This window comes from Chromohalobacter marismortui, assembly GCF_004364315.1.
GTDB classification, from domain to species: Bacteria; Pseudomonadota; Gammaproteobacteria; order Pseudomonadales; family Halomonadaceae; genus Chromohalobacter; species Chromohalobacter marismortui.
Window position 1 is genome coordinate 35,669 of the sequence record NZ_SOBR01000008.1, and the last position, 15,710, is coordinate 51,378.

The 15,710-nt window shown below is 63.1% G+C and carries 16 protein-coding genes; 2 read left to right on the forward strand and 14 right to left on the reverse strand.

The features are described 5' to 3' along the window. Window positions 1–55: 55 nt before the first annotated feature. On the reverse strand, window positions 56–871 hold the full coding sequence (locus tag C8E00_RS14425; protein WP_133698224.1) for a M48 family metallopeptidase: 816 nt from the start codon (window positions 869–871) through the stop codon (window positions 56–58). Between the two features lie 123 nt (window positions 872–994). Here C8E00_RS14425 and C8E00_RS14430 point away from each other — a divergent pair, with 123 nt between their 5' ends. After that, window positions 995–1,864 carry an ATP-binding protein gene (locus C8E00_RS14430; protein WP_133698225.1) on the forward strand — a complete coding sequence of 290 codons (870 nt, stop codon included), beginning with the start codon at window positions 995–997 and terminating at the stop codon, window positions 1,862–1,864. A gap of 313 nt (window positions 1,865–2,177) precedes the next feature. Here C8E00_RS14430 and der read toward each other — a convergent pair whose 3' ends face one another. The 13 genes from der to C8E00_RS14495 all read right to left on the reverse strand — a co-directional run bounded on the left by der (window position 2,178) and on the right by C8E00_RS14495 (window position 14,779). Continuing rightward, window positions 2,178–3,581, reverse strand: a complete 1,404-nt coding sequence (gene der, locus C8E00_RS14435) for a ribosome biogenesis GTPase Der (RefSeq protein WP_133698226.1) — start codon at window positions 3,579–3,581, stop codon at window positions 2,178–2,180. Between the two features lie 191 nt (window positions 3,582–3,772). Then, window positions 3,773–4,936 (reverse strand): outer membrane protein assembly factor BamB, encoded by a 1,164-nt coding sequence (gene bamB, locus C8E00_RS14440; RefSeq protein ID WP_133698227.1) that lies wholly within the window; start codon window positions 4,934–4,936, stop codon window positions 3,773–3,775. Beyond that, on the reverse strand, window positions 4,936–5,595 hold the full coding sequence (locus tag C8E00_RS14445) for a YfgM family protein (RefSeq protein WP_133698228.1): 660 nt from the start codon (window positions 5,593–5,595) through the stop codon (window positions 4,936–4,938). The genes bamB and C8E00_RS14445 overlap by 1 nt, the downstream gene beginning before the upstream one ends. A 47-nt stretch (window positions 5,596–5,642) precedes the next feature. Further along, a complete protein-coding gene (gene hisS / locus C8E00_RS14450; RefSeq protein WP_133698229.1) occupies window positions 5,643–6,929 on the reverse strand; it encodes a histidine--tRNA ligase in 1,287 nt (428 codons plus the stop codon). Window positions 6,930–6,969: 40 nt separating this feature from the next. Beyond that, window positions 6,970–8,085, reverse strand: a complete 1,116-nt coding sequence (gene ispG / locus C8E00_RS14455; RefSeq protein ID WP_133698230.1) for a flavodoxin-dependent (E)-4-hydroxy-3-methylbut-2-enyl-diphosphate synthase — start codon at window positions 8,083–8,085, stop codon at window positions 6,970–6,972. A 7-nt stretch (window positions 8,086–8,092) separates the two neighbouring features. Continuing rightward, a complete protein-coding gene (locus tag C8E00_RS14460; protein ID WP_133698231.1) occupies window positions 8,093–9,175 on the reverse strand; it encodes a RodZ domain-containing protein in 1,083 nt (360 codons plus the stop codon). Window positions 9,176–9,216: 41 nt separating this feature from the next. Next, window positions 9,217–9,957 carry a type IV pilus biogenesis/stability protein PilW gene (gene pilW / locus C8E00_RS14465; RefSeq protein WP_133698232.1) on the reverse strand — a complete coding sequence of 247 codons (741 nt, stop codon included), beginning with the start codon at window positions 9,955–9,957 and terminating at the stop codon, window positions 9,217–9,219. 104 nt (window positions 9,958–10,061) lie between these two features. Continuing rightward, window positions 10,062–11,189: a dual-specificity RNA methyltransferase RlmN gene (gene rlmN, locus C8E00_RS14470; RefSeq protein ID WP_133698233.1), complete on the reverse strand. Its 1,128-nt coding sequence runs from the start codon at window positions 11,187–11,189 to the stop codon at window positions 10,062–10,064. A gap of 60 nt (window positions 11,190–11,249) precedes the next feature. Continuing rightward, a complete protein-coding gene (ndk, locus tag C8E00_RS14475; RefSeq protein ID WP_133698294.1) occupies window positions 11,250–11,675 on the reverse strand; it encodes a nucleoside-diphosphate kinase in 426 nt (141 codons plus the stop codon). A gap of 157 nt (window positions 11,676–11,832) precedes the next feature. Continuing rightward, the gene (locus tag C8E00_RS14480; protein ID WP_133698234.1) at window positions 11,833–12,159 is read right to left on the reverse strand and encodes a HesB/IscA family protein; all 327 of its coding nucleotides are present in this window, start codon (window positions 12,157–12,159) and stop codon (window positions 11,833–11,835) included. Window positions 12,160–12,208: 49 nt separating this feature from the next. Next, window positions 12,209–13,357: an aminotransferase class V-fold PLP-dependent enzyme gene (locus tag C8E00_RS14485; protein ID WP_133698235.1), complete on the reverse strand. Its 1,149-nt coding sequence runs from the start codon at window positions 13,355–13,357 to the stop codon at window positions 12,209–12,211. Between the two features lie 46 nt (window positions 13,358–13,403). Then, window positions 13,404–13,889 (reverse strand): Fe-S cluster assembly transcriptional regulator IscR, encoded by a 486-nt coding sequence (gene iscR, locus C8E00_RS14490; protein WP_133698295.1) that lies wholly within the window; start codon window positions 13,887–13,889, stop codon window positions 13,404–13,406. A 113-nt stretch (window positions 13,890–14,002) separates the two neighbouring features. Next, the gene (locus C8E00_RS14495) at window positions 14,003–14,779 is read right to left on the reverse strand and encodes an RNA methyltransferase (RefSeq protein WP_133698236.1); all 777 of its coding nucleotides are present in this window, start codon (window positions 14,777–14,779) and stop codon (window positions 14,003–14,005) included. A 132-nt stretch (window positions 14,780–14,911) separates the two neighbouring features. On the opposite strand from C8E00_RS14495, the gene C8E00_RS14500 reads away from it, so the two are divergent. Then, window positions 14,912–15,706: an inositol monophosphatase family protein gene (locus C8E00_RS14500; RefSeq protein WP_133698237.1), complete on the forward strand. Its 795-nt coding sequence runs from the start codon at window positions 14,912–14,914 to the stop codon at window positions 15,704–15,706. Window positions 15,707–15,710: the final 4 nt, after the last annotated feature.

A 15,710-nucleotide genomic window follows, 5' to 3' on the forward strand; every position in this document is an offset into this window, starting at 1 on the left:
AGAGGCCTTGGCCAATCGGGAACAAGCTCCCTCCCGTTGGCTTTTCAGAAGGCGATCAGCGCTGACATTGGGGGCGTTCGCCGTTGGCTTGGGCCTGCTGGTAGAGCGGTACGGCTTGATCCATGCGTGCCTGCAAACCTTGAATGCGCGATTGGTCGCTGGGGTGGGTGGAGAGCCATTCCGGGGGCGCGCCCTGGCTTTGCGCGGCCATGTTCTGCCACAGCTCGATGCTGGCGCGGGGGTTGAAGCCGGCCTGCGCCATCAAGTCCAGGCCGATCTTGTCGGCTTCCGACTCTTGCTTGCGCGAGAAGGGCAGGATCACGCCGTACTGAGCGCCCGCACCGAGGAGCCCCATGAGCTGCTCACCGGCAGCGCCGTCCAGTCCTGCCGCCGCTTGCAGGATCGACAGCCCGGTCTGCGTGGCGGCTTGGGTCGAGACACGTTCGTTGGCGTGGTGGGCGAGAACGTGGCCCACCTCGTGACCGATGACGGCGGCCAATTGGTCCTGGTTCTGGGTAACGTCGAGCAATCCGCTGTTGACTCCGATATAACCACCCGGCAGCGCGAAGGCGTTGGCCGTGTCGTCCTTGAAGACCTTGACCTCCCAGTTGGCAATACCGGCGTCGGCAGGCACCTCGTCGGTGATGGCATGGGCGACGCACTGCACATACTCATACGTGGCGCCGCCAATCTCCGGCAGCTTTTGCTGATACTGAGCGAAACTTTGCTTACCCATCTGTTCGAGTTGATCGTCCGGATAGAAAGCCAACTGGCTACGTCCTAGCGGCGAGGTGCTGCAAGCGGCCAGGGTGATGCCCACGACCCCAATGGCCAGCGGGGTACGTAGGCGGGATAGCAACGTCCTTTGCATGAGGAACTCCTGATAGGTTCTGGACCCGACAACCAAACGGCTCCAAGATACCCCGATGCTGCGTTGGGTCAACCAGCGATGCACAGGCGGGATTCTGGAATCAACAGTGACAGGAGGGGAAGGATGGACGCCGAGCTAGCGCAACGTCTACACAAGGTGCTTGATCGAGTCGAGGCGTGGTTGCCGCCGGAGCCCGCAGCCGTCGACTGGTCACGTGACGTGGCGGCGATCTGGCAGCGTAATGCGCTGGGCGGCCACTTGATCCCGGTAGCCGCACGCGATGGCGTCGGCATGGACGACCTGGTCGGCATCGAGCGCCAGAAGACGGCGCTTTTGCGCAACACGCGCGCTTTCTTGCACGGGCGCCCGGCGAATCATGCGCTGCTTTGGGGCGCCCGTGGCAGTGGTAAGTCGTCGCTGGTCCGGGCCTTGCTCAACACCCTGGCGCCGGAAGGCTTGCGCTTGATTCAGGTCGACCGCCACGATCTGGTTGGCCTGCCAGGACTGGTGCAACGGTTACGCGACTCGACGCATCGCTTCATCGTGTACTGCGATGATCTCTCCTTCGAAGGCCACGACGACGCCTACAAAGCGCTCAAGAGCGTGCTCGACGGTACCTTGACCGGACCGCCTGAAAACGTGCTGCTGTACGCGACGTCCAACCGACGCCACTTGCTGCCCGAGTCACTCGCCGATAACCAGGACACGCGCTTGGTCGACGGCGAACTTCATCATGGCGATGCGGTGGAGGAACGTATCTCGCTTTCCGATCGGTTCGGGCTGTGGCTGGCCTTTCATCCTTTCAACCAGAATGCCTACCTGACCGCATGCGAGCATTGGGTGCACTACCTGGGTGGGGATGACGCCTGGAACGATGCGGCCCGCGAGGACGCGGTGCGTTTCGCTACCTTGCGTGGAGTGAGAAGCGGGCGCGCCGCCTGGCAGTTTGCTTGCCAGTGGGTAGGCGCTAGGCATGAGGCGCAAGAGTCGTAACGTGCTTGAAGGCGAGACGGTCATACAGTCAGGGGAGGACGGCATGCCAGAAAGCGAGCTGCGACTCGCCTTGCTCGACGATGAGCCGCGATGGCGTTGCGCGCTGGGCGAGGCCTTGAGCACGTTGGAATATGCGTGTCACGAATATGTCATCGCCTGCAGTTTCAGTCGCAGCCCCGCACGGTCCAGGCGTCGGGCGAGTCAGGCGTGACGCTTTGCGCTGGGGTGACGGGCCTGCACGACGCGCCCAGCGCCAAACTGGCGGGACGCCATCGTGTGATGGGCGATGGGCAAGAGTGACGAGTGACCCCTTTTAGCGGCGCTTCTTGCGTGCCTCGCGCGTGCGGTTCAGTTCGCGTTTCTTGGCCTTCTCGCGGTCGCTGGCACCGGCATTGTCGTCGTAGGGGTTGTTGCCCGAACGGAACTCGAAGCGCATCGGCGTACCGCGTACCTTGAGTACCTTGCGGAAGGTGTTGATCAGATACCGCTTGTACGCTTCGGGCAAAGCACCGGTCTGATTACCGTGCACCACGATGATCGGTGGATTGCTGCCGCCCTGGTGGGCCATGCGCAACTTGATGCGGCGACCATGGACCAGCGGCGGCTGATGCTCGCTCACCGCATCCTGCAAGAGCGTGGTCAGACGGTTGGTCGACCAGTGACTGTTGGCCGAGTCGAAGGCGCGCGTGATGGAAGGATAGAGGTCGCCCACCGCAGTGCCGTGCAGCGCGGAGATGAAATGCATCTCGGCATAGTCGGCGAAGCCCAGGCGCCGCTTGATTTCCGTGCGCATCTTGTCCTTCGCCTCTTGCTCGAGACCGTCCCATTTGTTGACCGCCAGGACCAGCGCGCGCCCGCTGCTCAGGACATAGTCGAGCAGGTGCAGATCCTGTTCGACCAGGCCGCTGCGCGCATCGAGGACCATGACGGCCACATGGCAATCCTTGATCGCTTCGAGCGTCTTGATGATCGAGAATTTCTCGGCGGTTTCCTTGACGTTCTTGCGGCGCCGTACGCCGGCGGTGTCGACCAGTACATAGGGTTTGCCGCGGCGCTCGAAGGGAATCTCGATGGCATCTCGAGTGGTGCCGGCCTCGTCAAAGACGACGACCCGTTCTTCGCCGAGTAGACGGTTGACCAGCGTCGACTTGCCGACATTGGGGCGGCCGATGACCCCGATGCGAATACCGTTGCTGATATCGGGTGGCGCGGCATTGTGCTCACGTGGCGGAAAGGGCGCCAGCACTTCATCGATCAAGGCGGTCACGTTGCGCCCATGCGCGGCGGCAATCGGGTGCGGGTCACCCAGGCCGAGTTGCCAGAAGTCGGCCGATGCCGTGTGCTCTTCGAGTCCGTCGGTCTTGTTGACCACCAGCCAGGTTTTTTTCTGATTGACGCGCAGGTGATTGGCAATGGCCTCGTCGGCAGCAATCAAACCGCTGCGCCCGTCGACCATGAACAGCACGATATCGGCTTCGTCGATGGCCAGCAGCGATTGCTCGGCCATGGCGGCGTCGATGCCTTCTTCATGGCCGCTGATGCCGCCGGTATCGATGACGGTGTAGGTCTTGTCACCGAGCGCGCCGTTGCCGTACTTGCGGTCACGGGTAAGGCCGGCGAAATCGGCGACCAGCGCGTCACGTGTGCGCGTCAGGCGATTGAAAAGGGTCGATTTGCCGACGTTGGGTCGGCCTACCAGGGCGATGACGGGATTCATGTTGTCTCGTAAACCGGCGCACAAAAGCGTTGAGTGAGGCTGGACATGCGACGTGGTCGTTATACAAGGAGACGCTACGCGGATGTCGCATGGTGTGGCGTGATTCTAGCATTGCTGAGCGCTAAGGGCCCACAAATGGCACGGGCACCTCGACGCGAGGTGCCCGCTCACAAACGATTGAGACGCTCCCGCTAGTCGCTTTTTTCGTCGATATCGTAGGCGGCCAGTTCGCCGTCGTTGGTGAGGGTGTAAAGCCGCTTGCCGTCGGCCAGCAGGGGCAGGTCGATGCCGCCGCCGCCGAGTTCCGTGCGACCCACGATCTCGCCGCTGGTGGCGTCGAGCAGATGGACATAGCCTTGATAATCGCCCAGCGCCAGCTTGCCGTCGATGAAGGTGGGAGCGGTCAGGTCGCGGCCCTCGAGTGCATCGGATTCCCACAGCACACTGCCGGTATCGACGTCGAGTGCCAGGACATGACTGGCCGCGTTGACGGTGAAGAGATAATTGCCGACGCGCAACGGGGTCAGGTAGCTGGATTCGTCGCGCGACCAGATGACTTCGCCACTGGTGGCTTCCAGCGCCATCACGCGGCCATTGTAGCTGGTCACGAACAGACGGCCGTCTCGGGAGAGCACCGGCTGACCGTCGAGATCGACGAGTCGTTCCACTTCGGTGCGTCCCCTGGGGACCGCGACGCGCATGTCCCATAGCGGTTGGCCGCTACGGTTGTCGAGCGTCACCAGCCGGCCATTGGCGAAGCCGACGAACGTGACAGGCTCAATGACACGTGGCGTGCCCGTACCGCGCAAGGTCAAGGAAGGCCGGTTGCTGCTGTAGGTCCACTCTTCCTGGCCGGTGCTGCGATTGAGGGCGGTGACCGTACCGTCGACACTCTGGACCACGATCAGCTTGCTGTTGAGCTGGGGGGTGGCCAACACTTCGCTGGAGACCTCGGAGCGCCACGCTATGCTGCCATCGGTGCGGTCGATGGCAACGACGGCGCCGTTGCGCGTTCCCGCGTAAAGTCGGGTGCCATCACTGGATAGGCCGCTGGAGAGCGGTGTATCGAGGCGTACTTCCCACTTGGTCTCGCCGCTGTCGGCATCGAGCGCGCGCAACAGGCCATCTTCGCTGGTCGTATAGAGGGTGCCGTCGGCGAGCAGAGGGTTCAAGGGATAGCGTGCTCGTCCCAGGCCGTCGCCGACCGAAGTGGACCAGCGCTCGTCGAGTGTCACCGACGTTGCAATGTCCTTGAGGTCCTTGGGAGGGTACTGCGGCTCGACGTTGCCGGCGCAGCCCGCCAGCAAGGTGGACAGGGTGAACGCGGCCGGTAACAGCAAGTGGTTGAATTTCATCAGCTGGCGTCCTTTACACCGAGATTGTCGAGCTTGAGCTGCACGCCGAAGAGCGGTAGATCCTGCTCCTTGGCAAGGGCGAGCGCGTCCTGGTAGGCCTGGCGCGCCTGGTCTGGCTGATCGAGCGCCACGTACGCATCGCCACGCGTGTTGGCGACTTGTGCGTCGAGCGAGGCGGGGATGTCGTTCCCAAGCGTCGTCAGTGCGCCCTCGGCATTGTCCAGGGCGATCTGCACGCGCGCCAGGTTGAGGCGTGCGAGTCCGTCGAGGTAGGCATGCTCACTGCCGTCGATGAATGCTGACAGGGTGTCGCGCGCGCTTTCCAGATGATTGGCATCGACCGCCAGGCGGGCGCGCATCAGTTCGGCGAGCTCAGCATACAGCGTACCGCCGTGTTCGCTCTTGAGTCCCTCGATCATGGACGTTGCTTGCTGACGCTGCTCGGCGTTCATCTGCGGTTGCTGCATCAGCAGCGTGAGCTGCTGGTAGCGTTGTGACGCGGCTGTCGCCTGAGAGACTTGATAATCCTGCCAGGCATACCAGGCGAAAATGCCCGCGCCGGCAAGCACGATGCCGGCAATGACCGCCTTGCCATATTCTTTCCACCAGCGCTTGAGCGTCTCAAGCTGTTCTTCTTCGCTAGTAATAAGCTCCGCCACGGGGGCTCTCCTTCAATGGCTGTTCGTACGAAACGGCGCTTGGTTCTTCAAGCCTCCGCGAGAAGCATCTGGAGACGTGCCGCGAGCGCATCGAGGGCCACGCTTTCCTGATCGCGATCTTCGCGCAGGAACTTGATTCCTACCCGGTCGCTGGCCAGTTCATCTTCGCCCAGCAACAGCGCCATGCGAGCCCCGCTCTTGTCGGCTTTCTTGATCTGGCTCTTGAAACTGCCGCCGCCGCAATGCACCTGCAAATGCATGTCGGGCAGCGCTTCACGCAGGCGTTCGCCCAGCAGCATCGCTTCGCGGCTGGCGGCATCGCCCATGGCCGTCAGATAGACATCGGTGCGCGGCCGTGCGGCCTGGGGGACCAGGTCGAGCGTCTCGAGCAGCAGGATCAGGCGCTCGACCCCCATGGCGAACCCGACGCCGGGCGTCGGTTTGCCGCCGAGCTGTTCGACCAGGCCGTCGTAGCGTCCCCCGGCACACACCGTGCCCTGGCTGCCCAGTGCTTGGGTCGTCCACTCGAACACGGTTCGGCTGTAATAGTCCAGCCCCCGCACCAGGCGCGGGTTGATGACGTACTCGATACCGGCTGCGTCGAGCATGGCGGTAAGTTCGGCGAAATGCGCACGCGAGTCGTCGTCGAGATGATCCATCAGGCGCGGTGCGGCTTCGAGCATCTCGGCCATGTCGGGATTCTTGGAGTCCAGGATGCGCAGCGGGTTGGTACTCAGGCGGCGCCGGGAATCCTCGTCGAGGACATCGGCATGGGCCTCGAAGTGGGCGACCAGGGCATCGCGGTAGGCGGCACGGGCCTCGTTGGAGCCCAGCGAGTTGAGCTCCAGCTGCACGTGGGGCATCAGGCCGAGCGCCTCCCACAGGCGGGCGCTGAGCAGGATCATTTCGACGTCGATGTCCGGCCCGTACATGCCATAGGCTTCCACACCGACCTGATGAAACTGACGATAGCGGCCCTTTTGCGGGCGCTCATGGCGGAACATCGGCCCCTGATACCACAGGCGCTGCGTCTGGTTGTACAGCAGGCCGTTCTCCAGCGCCGCGCGTACGCAGCTGGCGGTTCCTTCCGGCCGCAAGGTAAGGCTGTCACCGTTGCGATCCTCGAAGGTGTACATCTCTTTCTCGACGATATCGGTCACTTCGCCGATCGAGCGTTTGAACAACGCCGTCTGTTCGATGATGGGCGTGCGGATTTCACTATACCCATAGCGCTGCATGAGATGCTGGATCTGACGCTCGAAGTATTGCCAAACAGGCGACTGCTCCGGTAGCAGATCGTTCATGCCACGGATGGCCTGGATCTTGTTGCTCAATGCTGACTCCTGAACCGGTACGGGGCGCGCGAGCGGCGCATTATGCCTCGCGGGCGATGGTATCGCGTTCGCGAGCTTCTTTTTCGCGGACCTTATCGCGGATCAGCGCTTCCAGGTCGTCGACCAAGTGGTCGTTGCGAAGCTTGCTGGCCGGCTTGCCGTCGATATAGACGAGGTTGGCCGGGTCGCCGCCGGTGAGGCCGATATCGCTCTCCTTGGCTTCGCCGGGGCCATTGACCACGCAGCCGATGACCGAGACATCGAGTGGGGTCATGATGTCGTCGAGGCGTTCCTCGAGGGCGTTCATGGTACCGATGACGTCGAAGTTCTGGCGCGAGCAACTCGGGCAGGCGATGAAATTGATGCCCTTGGAGCGCAGGCGCAGGCTCTTGAGCATGTCATAGCCGACCTTGATTTCCTCGACGGGGTCGGCGGCCAGCGAGACACGGATGGTGTCGCCGATGCCTTCCATCAGCAGCATGCCGAGCCCGATCGACGACTTCACGGTCCCCGAACGCAGGCCACCGGCTTCGGTAATGCCGAGGTGCAGGGGCTGATCGATGCGCTGGGCGAGCTGACGATAGGCGGCCACCGCCATGAACACGTCGGAGGCCTTGACGCTGACCTTGAAGTCTTGGAAATCGAGGCGGTCGAGATGCTCGATATGGCGCATGGCGGATTCGACCAGTGCCTCCGGCGTGGGTTCACCGTATTTCTTCTGCAGGTCCTTTTCCAGCGACCCGGCGTTGACGCCGATGCGGATGGGAATGCCGTGATGACGCGCGGCATCGACCACCGCCCGCACCCGATCCTCGCGACCGATGTTGCCAGGGTTGATACGTAGGCAATCGACGCCCAGCTCGGCCACCCGCAGGGCGATCTTGTAATCGAAGTGGATGTCGGCCACCAGCGGAACCGAGACCTGACGTTTGATCTGGCCGAAGGTCTCGGCGGCTTCCATGGTGGGTACCGAGACACGCACGATGTCCGCGCCGGCTGCCTCGAGTTGGCGAATCTGTGCCACGGTGGCGGCGACATCCAGCGTGTCGGTGTTGGTCATGCTTTGCACGGCGATGGGGGCCCCGCCGCCGACGGGGACATTCCCGACGTGAATCTGGCGAGACTGGCGCCGTTGAATCGGAGATTGCATATGCATCAGCGTATCACTCTCCCAAGGTGAAGCGGGCGACGTTGTTGCCGCCGGTATACTGGCTCAGGTCAACGCTCTCGCCCTGATAGCGGAGATCGACACCGGAGGCGTTGCCGATCGTCAGGCGAAACGGTGGCGTGCCTTGCAGCTCGGTACTGGTACCCGGGTCTTGCAGGCCCACCATCAGGCGTTGGTCGTCGGCATCATAGATCTCGGTCCATGACTGTTCGTTGAAGGTCAGTGTCAGTTGATTGGCATTCGCGGCTGCCGTGTTGGCCTCGTCGTCTTGCGTGGCGGTGTCGTCATTCGCCGAGGTACTGGCGGCGGCACTGTCCGTGCTCGTTGCATTGCCTTGCGCAGTGGACGTGACGGATTCGTTGCTTGCCGAGGTGTCAGTGGTAGTGGTCGGCACCTCATCAATCCGTGCGGCGTCGTTATCGACGAGGCCCAGGTCGTCGCTCTCGTCGGGCACGGACGGCAGGCTGTCCTGTGCGTCGACGCCGGAGGCTGCGTCGGAGCGGCTGGACCGTTGTGTGGACACGCTGTCGCCGGAGGAAGCATCGTCTGCCATGCTGGCGGCTTGTGCACTGCCTTCGGTGCTGCCGCCACCGTTATCGATGCTGTCCATGGAGGCGGCGGGCTTATCGCCGAGCCCGAATAAGTCATTGCCTTCACGACTCTGCCACCACAGTAGCGTGAGGCCGATCAGCCCGACGATGATGAGCAGCGTGACCAGCTTGAAGAGCCAGGCGCCGATGCGTGAGGGCGGTTGTGAACGGTATGCCGGAGGCGCGACTTTACGGTCAAGGTCGTCGCGACCATGCAGGGCGTCGTAGTCCTGCGCCACTAGCTTGTCGTCGACCCCCAAGAGCTTGGCGTAGGCGCGCAGGTAGCCGCGTCGATAGGTGGCGATGGGGACCTGATCGAAGCGATCTTCTTCCAGGCCGGTGACCACGGCGGGCCTGAGATTGAGCTGCTCGGCCACTTCTTCAAGCGACAACCCCTGCCGCTCGCGCTCGCGCCTCAGCCGAGTGCCCGGGGGCTCGTGACCTTCGCTGGGAGAGGGGGAAACGTGTTGTTCGTGAGTGTCGCTCATACCAGAGCATCCTTCTCGAATTCGTGTGGTCGGATCATGCCTCAGGAAGCGTCATGCTGCCGATGATAAAAGGCCGCGGCATCCTCGTCGCCCCGGGCGCGAGCAATCTCGCTCGCCAGTTCGAGACTTTCCGGAGTGGCCTCGGTCAAGGTGAAGAAACGCTGCAGACGTTCCCAGGCACGTTCATCATGACCCTGCGTATGGTCGAGTCTCGCCAGTAGTAACAGGCTTTGTGCGTCGCGCGGGTTGGACGCGACAGCCTGTTCCAACGGGCGTCGCGCGGCGTCGAGCTTGCCTTGCTCGAACCGGCATTGGCCCAGATTGGCAAGCAACTGGGCACGATTGTTATACGTGGTGTCTCGTGCTGCTCGCTGCAGTTGCTGACAGGCGGCCGCGATGCGGCCCTGATCGTACAGAAAAGCAGCATAGTTGTTGCGCGCGCGAGTATAAGCGCCGTTGGCATCCAGCGCACGCTTGAAGAATTCCTCGGCGAGGGCCGGCTGCTGTTGACGTTGATAAAGGAGCGCCATGCCCTCTAGCGCCTTCGGATCGTGGGGACCCAGTTCCAGGGCATGTTCGAGTGCATCGCGAGCGCGTGACAGGGTGTCGCGTTTGAGATAGGCCAGCCCGAGATCGACGTAGGCATCCACCGCTTCACCGGTGTCCGGCGGCGCGTAGGTCGACTCGCGCTCGACTTGAACGGCGCAACCGCTCAGTAGCAGGACGAGCGACATCGCGGCACTCAACGAGCGGATCGAAGGTGGTCGATGGCGGCGCGTCATGGAACCCTCTCGAAACAATGGCGTCAGGCGTTGCGATGAGACGCTGTTCGTCGTCTGAAAGACTCCCATCAAAGCGCCGCATCTCGGTGAAGTCAAGACGACGCTCAATCGGCGTCGAGCTGGATGGACTGAATGTAACGCTCGTGACGCTTGGTGCGGTCCTTGACGCGTCCCACCAGTTGTCCGCAGGCCGCATCGATATCATCGCCGCGTGTCATGCGCACGGGGGCGGTATGGCCGAGTTCCTCGAGCCATTGCTGAAAGCGCATGACCTGGTTGCGTGACGGTTTCTCGTAGCCCGAGTGCGGGAACGGATTGAAGGGAATCAGGTTGATCTTGCACGGCAGATCACCGAGTAGCGTTGCCAACTCCTGGGCATGACGTTGCTGATCGTTGACGTCCTTGATCAGCGTGTACTCGATGGTCAGCATGCGCGTGTCGTCGCATTTGGCCATGTAGCGGCGGCAAGCATCGAGTAGCGTGGCAATGTCGTACTTACGATTCAGTGGCACCAGCTCGTTGCGTAGCTCGTCGTTGGCGGCATGCAGCGAGACCGCCAGGCTCACGTCGAGTTCGTCGCCTAGCTTGTCGATCATCGGCACCACACCGGAGGTGGAGAGCGTGACGCGGCGCTTGGACAGGCCATAGCCATTGTCGTCGAGCATGAGTTTCATGGCCGGCACGACGGCATTGTAGTTCATCAGCGGCTCGCCCATCCCCATCATCACCACGTTGGTGACCGGGCGGTTGGTGCTGTCTCGACGCGCACCGAAGCTGTTGCTGGCCACCCACACCTGACCGATGACCTCGGCGCTGGTGAGGTTGCGCTGAAATCCCTGCTTGCCGGTGGAGCAGAAACTGCAGTCCAGCGAGCAGCCTACCTGAGACGACACGCAGAGCGTGCGGCGCTTGCCGCCCTCGGCGGGAATCAGCACGGTTTCCACATAGCTGCCGTCCTCCACCTCGAGGACCCATTTGCGCGTGCCATCCTGCGAGGCGCCTTCGTAGACCACGCGTGGACCACGCACCTCGGCGACTTCCTCGAGGCGCGTGCGTAGTGCCTTCGAGAGGTTGGTCATCGACGCGAAGTCGTCGCAGCCTTCGTGATGGATCCACTTCATCACCTGGGCGGCGCGAAATTTCTTCTCGCCCAATGAGACGAAGAAGGCTTCCATCTCCTCGCGCGTAAGGCCGAGAAGGTTGGTGCGGGGCGTGGCGGTATCGAGGGTCATGGTGGGTCGTACGCTCGGTGGATGGCGGTGCGAGGGCCGACTGGCCCCCGCGGGAAGCGATCAGCGTGCGCAGATCTCTTCGCTGCCGAAGAAATAGCCGATCTCGCGCTCGGCGGATTCCGGCGAGTCGGAGCCGTGCACGGCATTGGCGTCGATGGACTGCGCGAAATCGGCACGGATGGTGCCGGCCTCGGCTTCCTTGGGATTGGTCGCGCCCATCAGGTCACGGTTGGCGGCGATGGCGTTATCGCCTTCCAATACCTGCACGATCACCGGGCCGGAGGTCATGAAGCCGACCAGATCGCCGAAGAAGGAGCGTTCCTTGTGCTCGGCGTAGAAGCCTTCGGCCTGCGCCTGGGAAAGCTGGAGCATCTTGGCGGCGACGATCTTGAGGCCGGCCTTCTCGAAGCGGCTTTCGATCTCGCCGATGACGTTCTTGGCGACGGCGTCGGGCTTGATGATGGACAGGGTGCGTTCGTTGGCCATGAGGTCAATGTCTCCGTGACTGAAATCGAGGGTCTTGATCGATACGCCAACGCGTCGCTCGAGACGACGCGTGGCGTGAAACTCGACGGATGTCGAAAAAAGCGTGCCATTGTAGCGTGTCGCCAAGCGTGGCGCACGCCTTGGCATGTGGGCATCTTTAGACGCTGAAGCTTTCCCCGCAGCCGCATTGGTCGGTGGCATTGGGGTTGTTGAAGCGGAAGTAGCGATTGAGCCCTTCGCTGACGTAGTCCACTTCGGTGCCATCGAGCATGGTCAAGGCTTCCTTGTCGACGAGTACCTTGACGCCATGGTCCTCGAAGGGCACGTCATTGGCGCCGATTTCGTCGGCGATGTCGAGTACGTAGCTATAGCCGGAGCAGCCGCTGGGCTTGACCGCCACGCGCAGGCCGAGGCCATTGCCGCGCTCGGCGAGCACATGTTGGATCTGTTCGGCGGCGGCGGAACTGATACTGATGTTAGCCATGTTGACCTCCTTGCATGAGCCGCCGCGCAGTCGGTGCGACGGCCTCGAATCATTGGCGCAGGGCACCGAGTGCGTGTCTGAGCTCGGCGCTTGCGGTGTCGATATCGGCTTCGGTGGTGAAGCGGCCGAAGCTGAAGCGTATGGACGCCAGGGCGCGAATGCGATCGATGCCGATGGCCTTCAATACATAGGATGGCTCGACGCTTGCCGAGTTGCACGCCGACCCGGTCGAGACCGCCAGCGCACGCAGGGCCATCAGCAGCGATTCGCCGTCGACATCGTCGAAAGCCAGGTTGACGATCGTCGGCACCGAGACGTCGAGCGCCGTGTTGCAGTGCACGCCTGCGCACGCCTCGAGGCCATCGAGGAAGCGCTGGCGCATGGCCAGGCCGTGGGCATGATCGGCTTCGCGTTCGTCGCCCGCCAGGGCGAAGGCCGCGCCCATGCCGGCGATCTGGTGCGTGGGCAGAGTGCCCGAACGCATGCCGCGCTCATGCCCGCCGCCATGAATCAAGGCCTCGAGGCGGATGTCGGGGCTGCGCCGGACGTAAAGCGCGCCCACGCCCTTGGGGCCATAGGTCTTGTGGGCCGACATCGACATCAGGTCGATGCCCATGGCGTTGACGTCGAGCGCAATCTTGCCGGTGGCCTGGGCGGCATCGACATGCAGGACCGCGCCACCGGCATGAATCACCTCGGCGAGTGCGGCCAGGTCGTGGATGCTGCCCAGCTCATTGTTGACGGCCATCAACGAGACCAGCACGGTGTCCTCGCGCATCGCGTCATTGAGCTGTGTCGGCGTCACGCGGCCATCTGCGCCGGGCGTCAGCCAGGTGACGTCGAAGCCTTCGGCCTCGAGCGCCGTGGCGGTATCGACGACGGCCTTGTGCTCGATGCGCGAGGTCACCAGATGCCGGCCGCGTGCGCGGTTGGCCCGCATGAAACCGGTCAGGGCGAGATTGTCGGCCTCCGTGGCGCCGCTGGTCCAGACGATTTCTCGCGGGTCGGCGGCGATCAGGTCGGCGACCTGACGCCGGGCGCTTTCCACCGCCTGTTCGGCCAGCCAGCCGGGCATGTGGCTGCGCGAGGCGGGGTTGGCGTAGACGCCGTCGAGTGTCAGGTGACGCGCCATCAATTCGGCGACCCGCGGGTCGACGGGCGTGGTGGCGGCATAATCGAGGTACACGGGTGAGGTCATGACGGCTCGTATCGCTGATGGCGCTGACGCCTGTCGCCACGCAGGGTCACTGCGGGGCGATGCTGATGGTGTCGGTGCTGATCGTTTCCGTTGCCACGCGCTGATGCTGGCGTGCGGCGATATCGCGGACTTCTTCACGTTCCACCAGCTCGGCGAGCGTGATGGCATCGAGGAAGCCATGAATCTTTTTCGACAAATCGCACCACAAGTGATGCGTCAGGCAGGTATCGCCTTGCTGGCAGTCCGAGAGCCCCTGACAACGCGTGGCGTCCACCGACTCGTCCACCGCACCGATGACCGACGCTACCGAAATGGTGCTGGACGCATGCGCGAGCAAATAACCGCCACCCGGTCCTCGTACGCTATTGACCAGTTCGGCACGCTTGAGCCTGGCGAAGAGCTGTTCCAGATAGGACAGCGAGATCGCCTGGCGTTTGGAAATGTCGGCGAGGCTGATGGGGCCGGCATCTTCATGCAGCGCTAAATCCAGCATCGCAGTGACGGCGTAGCGTCCCTTGGTCGTCAAGCGCATAAGTCGAGGTAATCGGGCGTCGGTGATGAAGCGATTGACCAGGCAGGACATGCAATCCATGGGGACTGTGTGCCTGAAACGTGTCCGTATTATGGGAAAACCCAGTAACGCGGTCAACCATTCCCGTCGTGGTATTCCTGGCGGCTCGATGCCCGGCGCTGCTTGTTTACCGCCCCGAGGATGCCGCGCAGGATGTTCATTTCCATGCTGTCGATGTGGCTGCGCATGAAGAGCCTGCGCAGGCGCGCCATCAACTGACGTGGATTATCCGGGTCGTGGAAGTCGATATCGATCAGGGTGCGCTCCAGGTGCTCGAAGAAACGCTCCAGGTCGTCGTGCGTGGCCGGCGGGTTGTCCCATTCGACCCCGAACGGCATGTCCGGGGCGTCGTCTGCGCCCAGCGCCGCCAGCCGACATTCATAGGCCAGCACCTGGACGGCGGCGGCCAGATTGAGCGAGCTGAAGTCGGGGTTGGTGGGAATGTGCACATGCGCATGACAGCGTTGCAGCTCGCCGTTGGTCATGCCGCTGTCCTCGCGGCCGAAGACCAGCGCGGCCCGTGCGTTCTCCGGTGTGCATTCCCGGGGCAGGCGCTCGCCGAGCGCGCGGGGGGTGAGCATGGGCCAGGGCAGATGACGCACGCGGGCGCTGGCGCCGACCACGAAGGTGCAATCGCTGACGGCTTCCTCGAGGCTGGCATGCACGCGTGCGCTGCTCACCAGCGCATCGGCGCCGGAGGCACGTGCATGGGATTCCGAGCCGTACACTTCGCAGCGCGGCGCGACGAGGGCGAGGTCGGCGAGTCCCATGTTGTGCATGGCGCGGGCGGTGCCGCCGATGTTGCCGGGGTGGCTGGTGCCGATGAGGACGATACGAAGTTTGTCGAGCATGGTGATAGGGGCGCGGCTGAGAAACGAAAGGCGAGTCTATCATGGCTTGAGGTCGCGAAACTTCCCGTTGTGGACGCCTTCTGCTAGGATGCGCGGCGTTCTTTAACAGTTTCCGAGATTCAGGCCCGTATCATGCATCCCATGGTTCAATTCGCACTGCGCGCCGCGCGTAGTGCCGCCGAGCAGTTCGTGCGCGCTCGCGACCGCATCGAAGTCGCGCGTGGCGACCAGCAGCTCGACAAGCTGCTGGAAGATACTGCGCGTAATGCCGAAACGCTCATCGACTCGCAGTTTCGGCGCAGCTACCCGCAGCACGGCATTTCCGGCCGTTATACGAAACACCGTGACGGCGAAGGCGAGGGTGCCGACTTCCATTGGCGCATCGAGCCGTTCCACGGCTATTCCAATCTGGCGGTGGCGTCGCCCAGCTTTGCCATCTCGCTGGTCTGTCTGGTCAAGGGGCGGCCCGAGCATGCGGTGATCGTGTGCCCCTTCAACGACGATGAGTATCTCGTCAGCCGTGGACGCGGCGCACAGCTCAACGGTCGTCGCATCCGCGTGCCCAGTCACATCAACGTCGAAGGCGCGCGCGTCGCCGTCGGCTTGCCGGAGACCTGGCTGCGTACACGCCATCTGCCCGTCTACTTGACCCTGACCCAGGCGCTGGGGCCGCAGGTCGAAAGCTTCCTCAGCACGGGCAGCGGCCTCCTGGATCTCGCACAACTGGCTGCCGGACGTGTCGATACCGCCTTCGTGCTGGGGCTCGAAGAGCAGGATCAGCTCGTCGGCAGTCTCCTGCTCAAGGAGGCCGGCGCCCTGATGGGTGGCCTGGACGGCAGCCCTACGGTCGGCCTCGAACAGAATCTCATGGCTGCCACTCCGCGCCTCTACAAGAATCTGGTGCAACAGCTCAAGACGCGCGTGTAACACC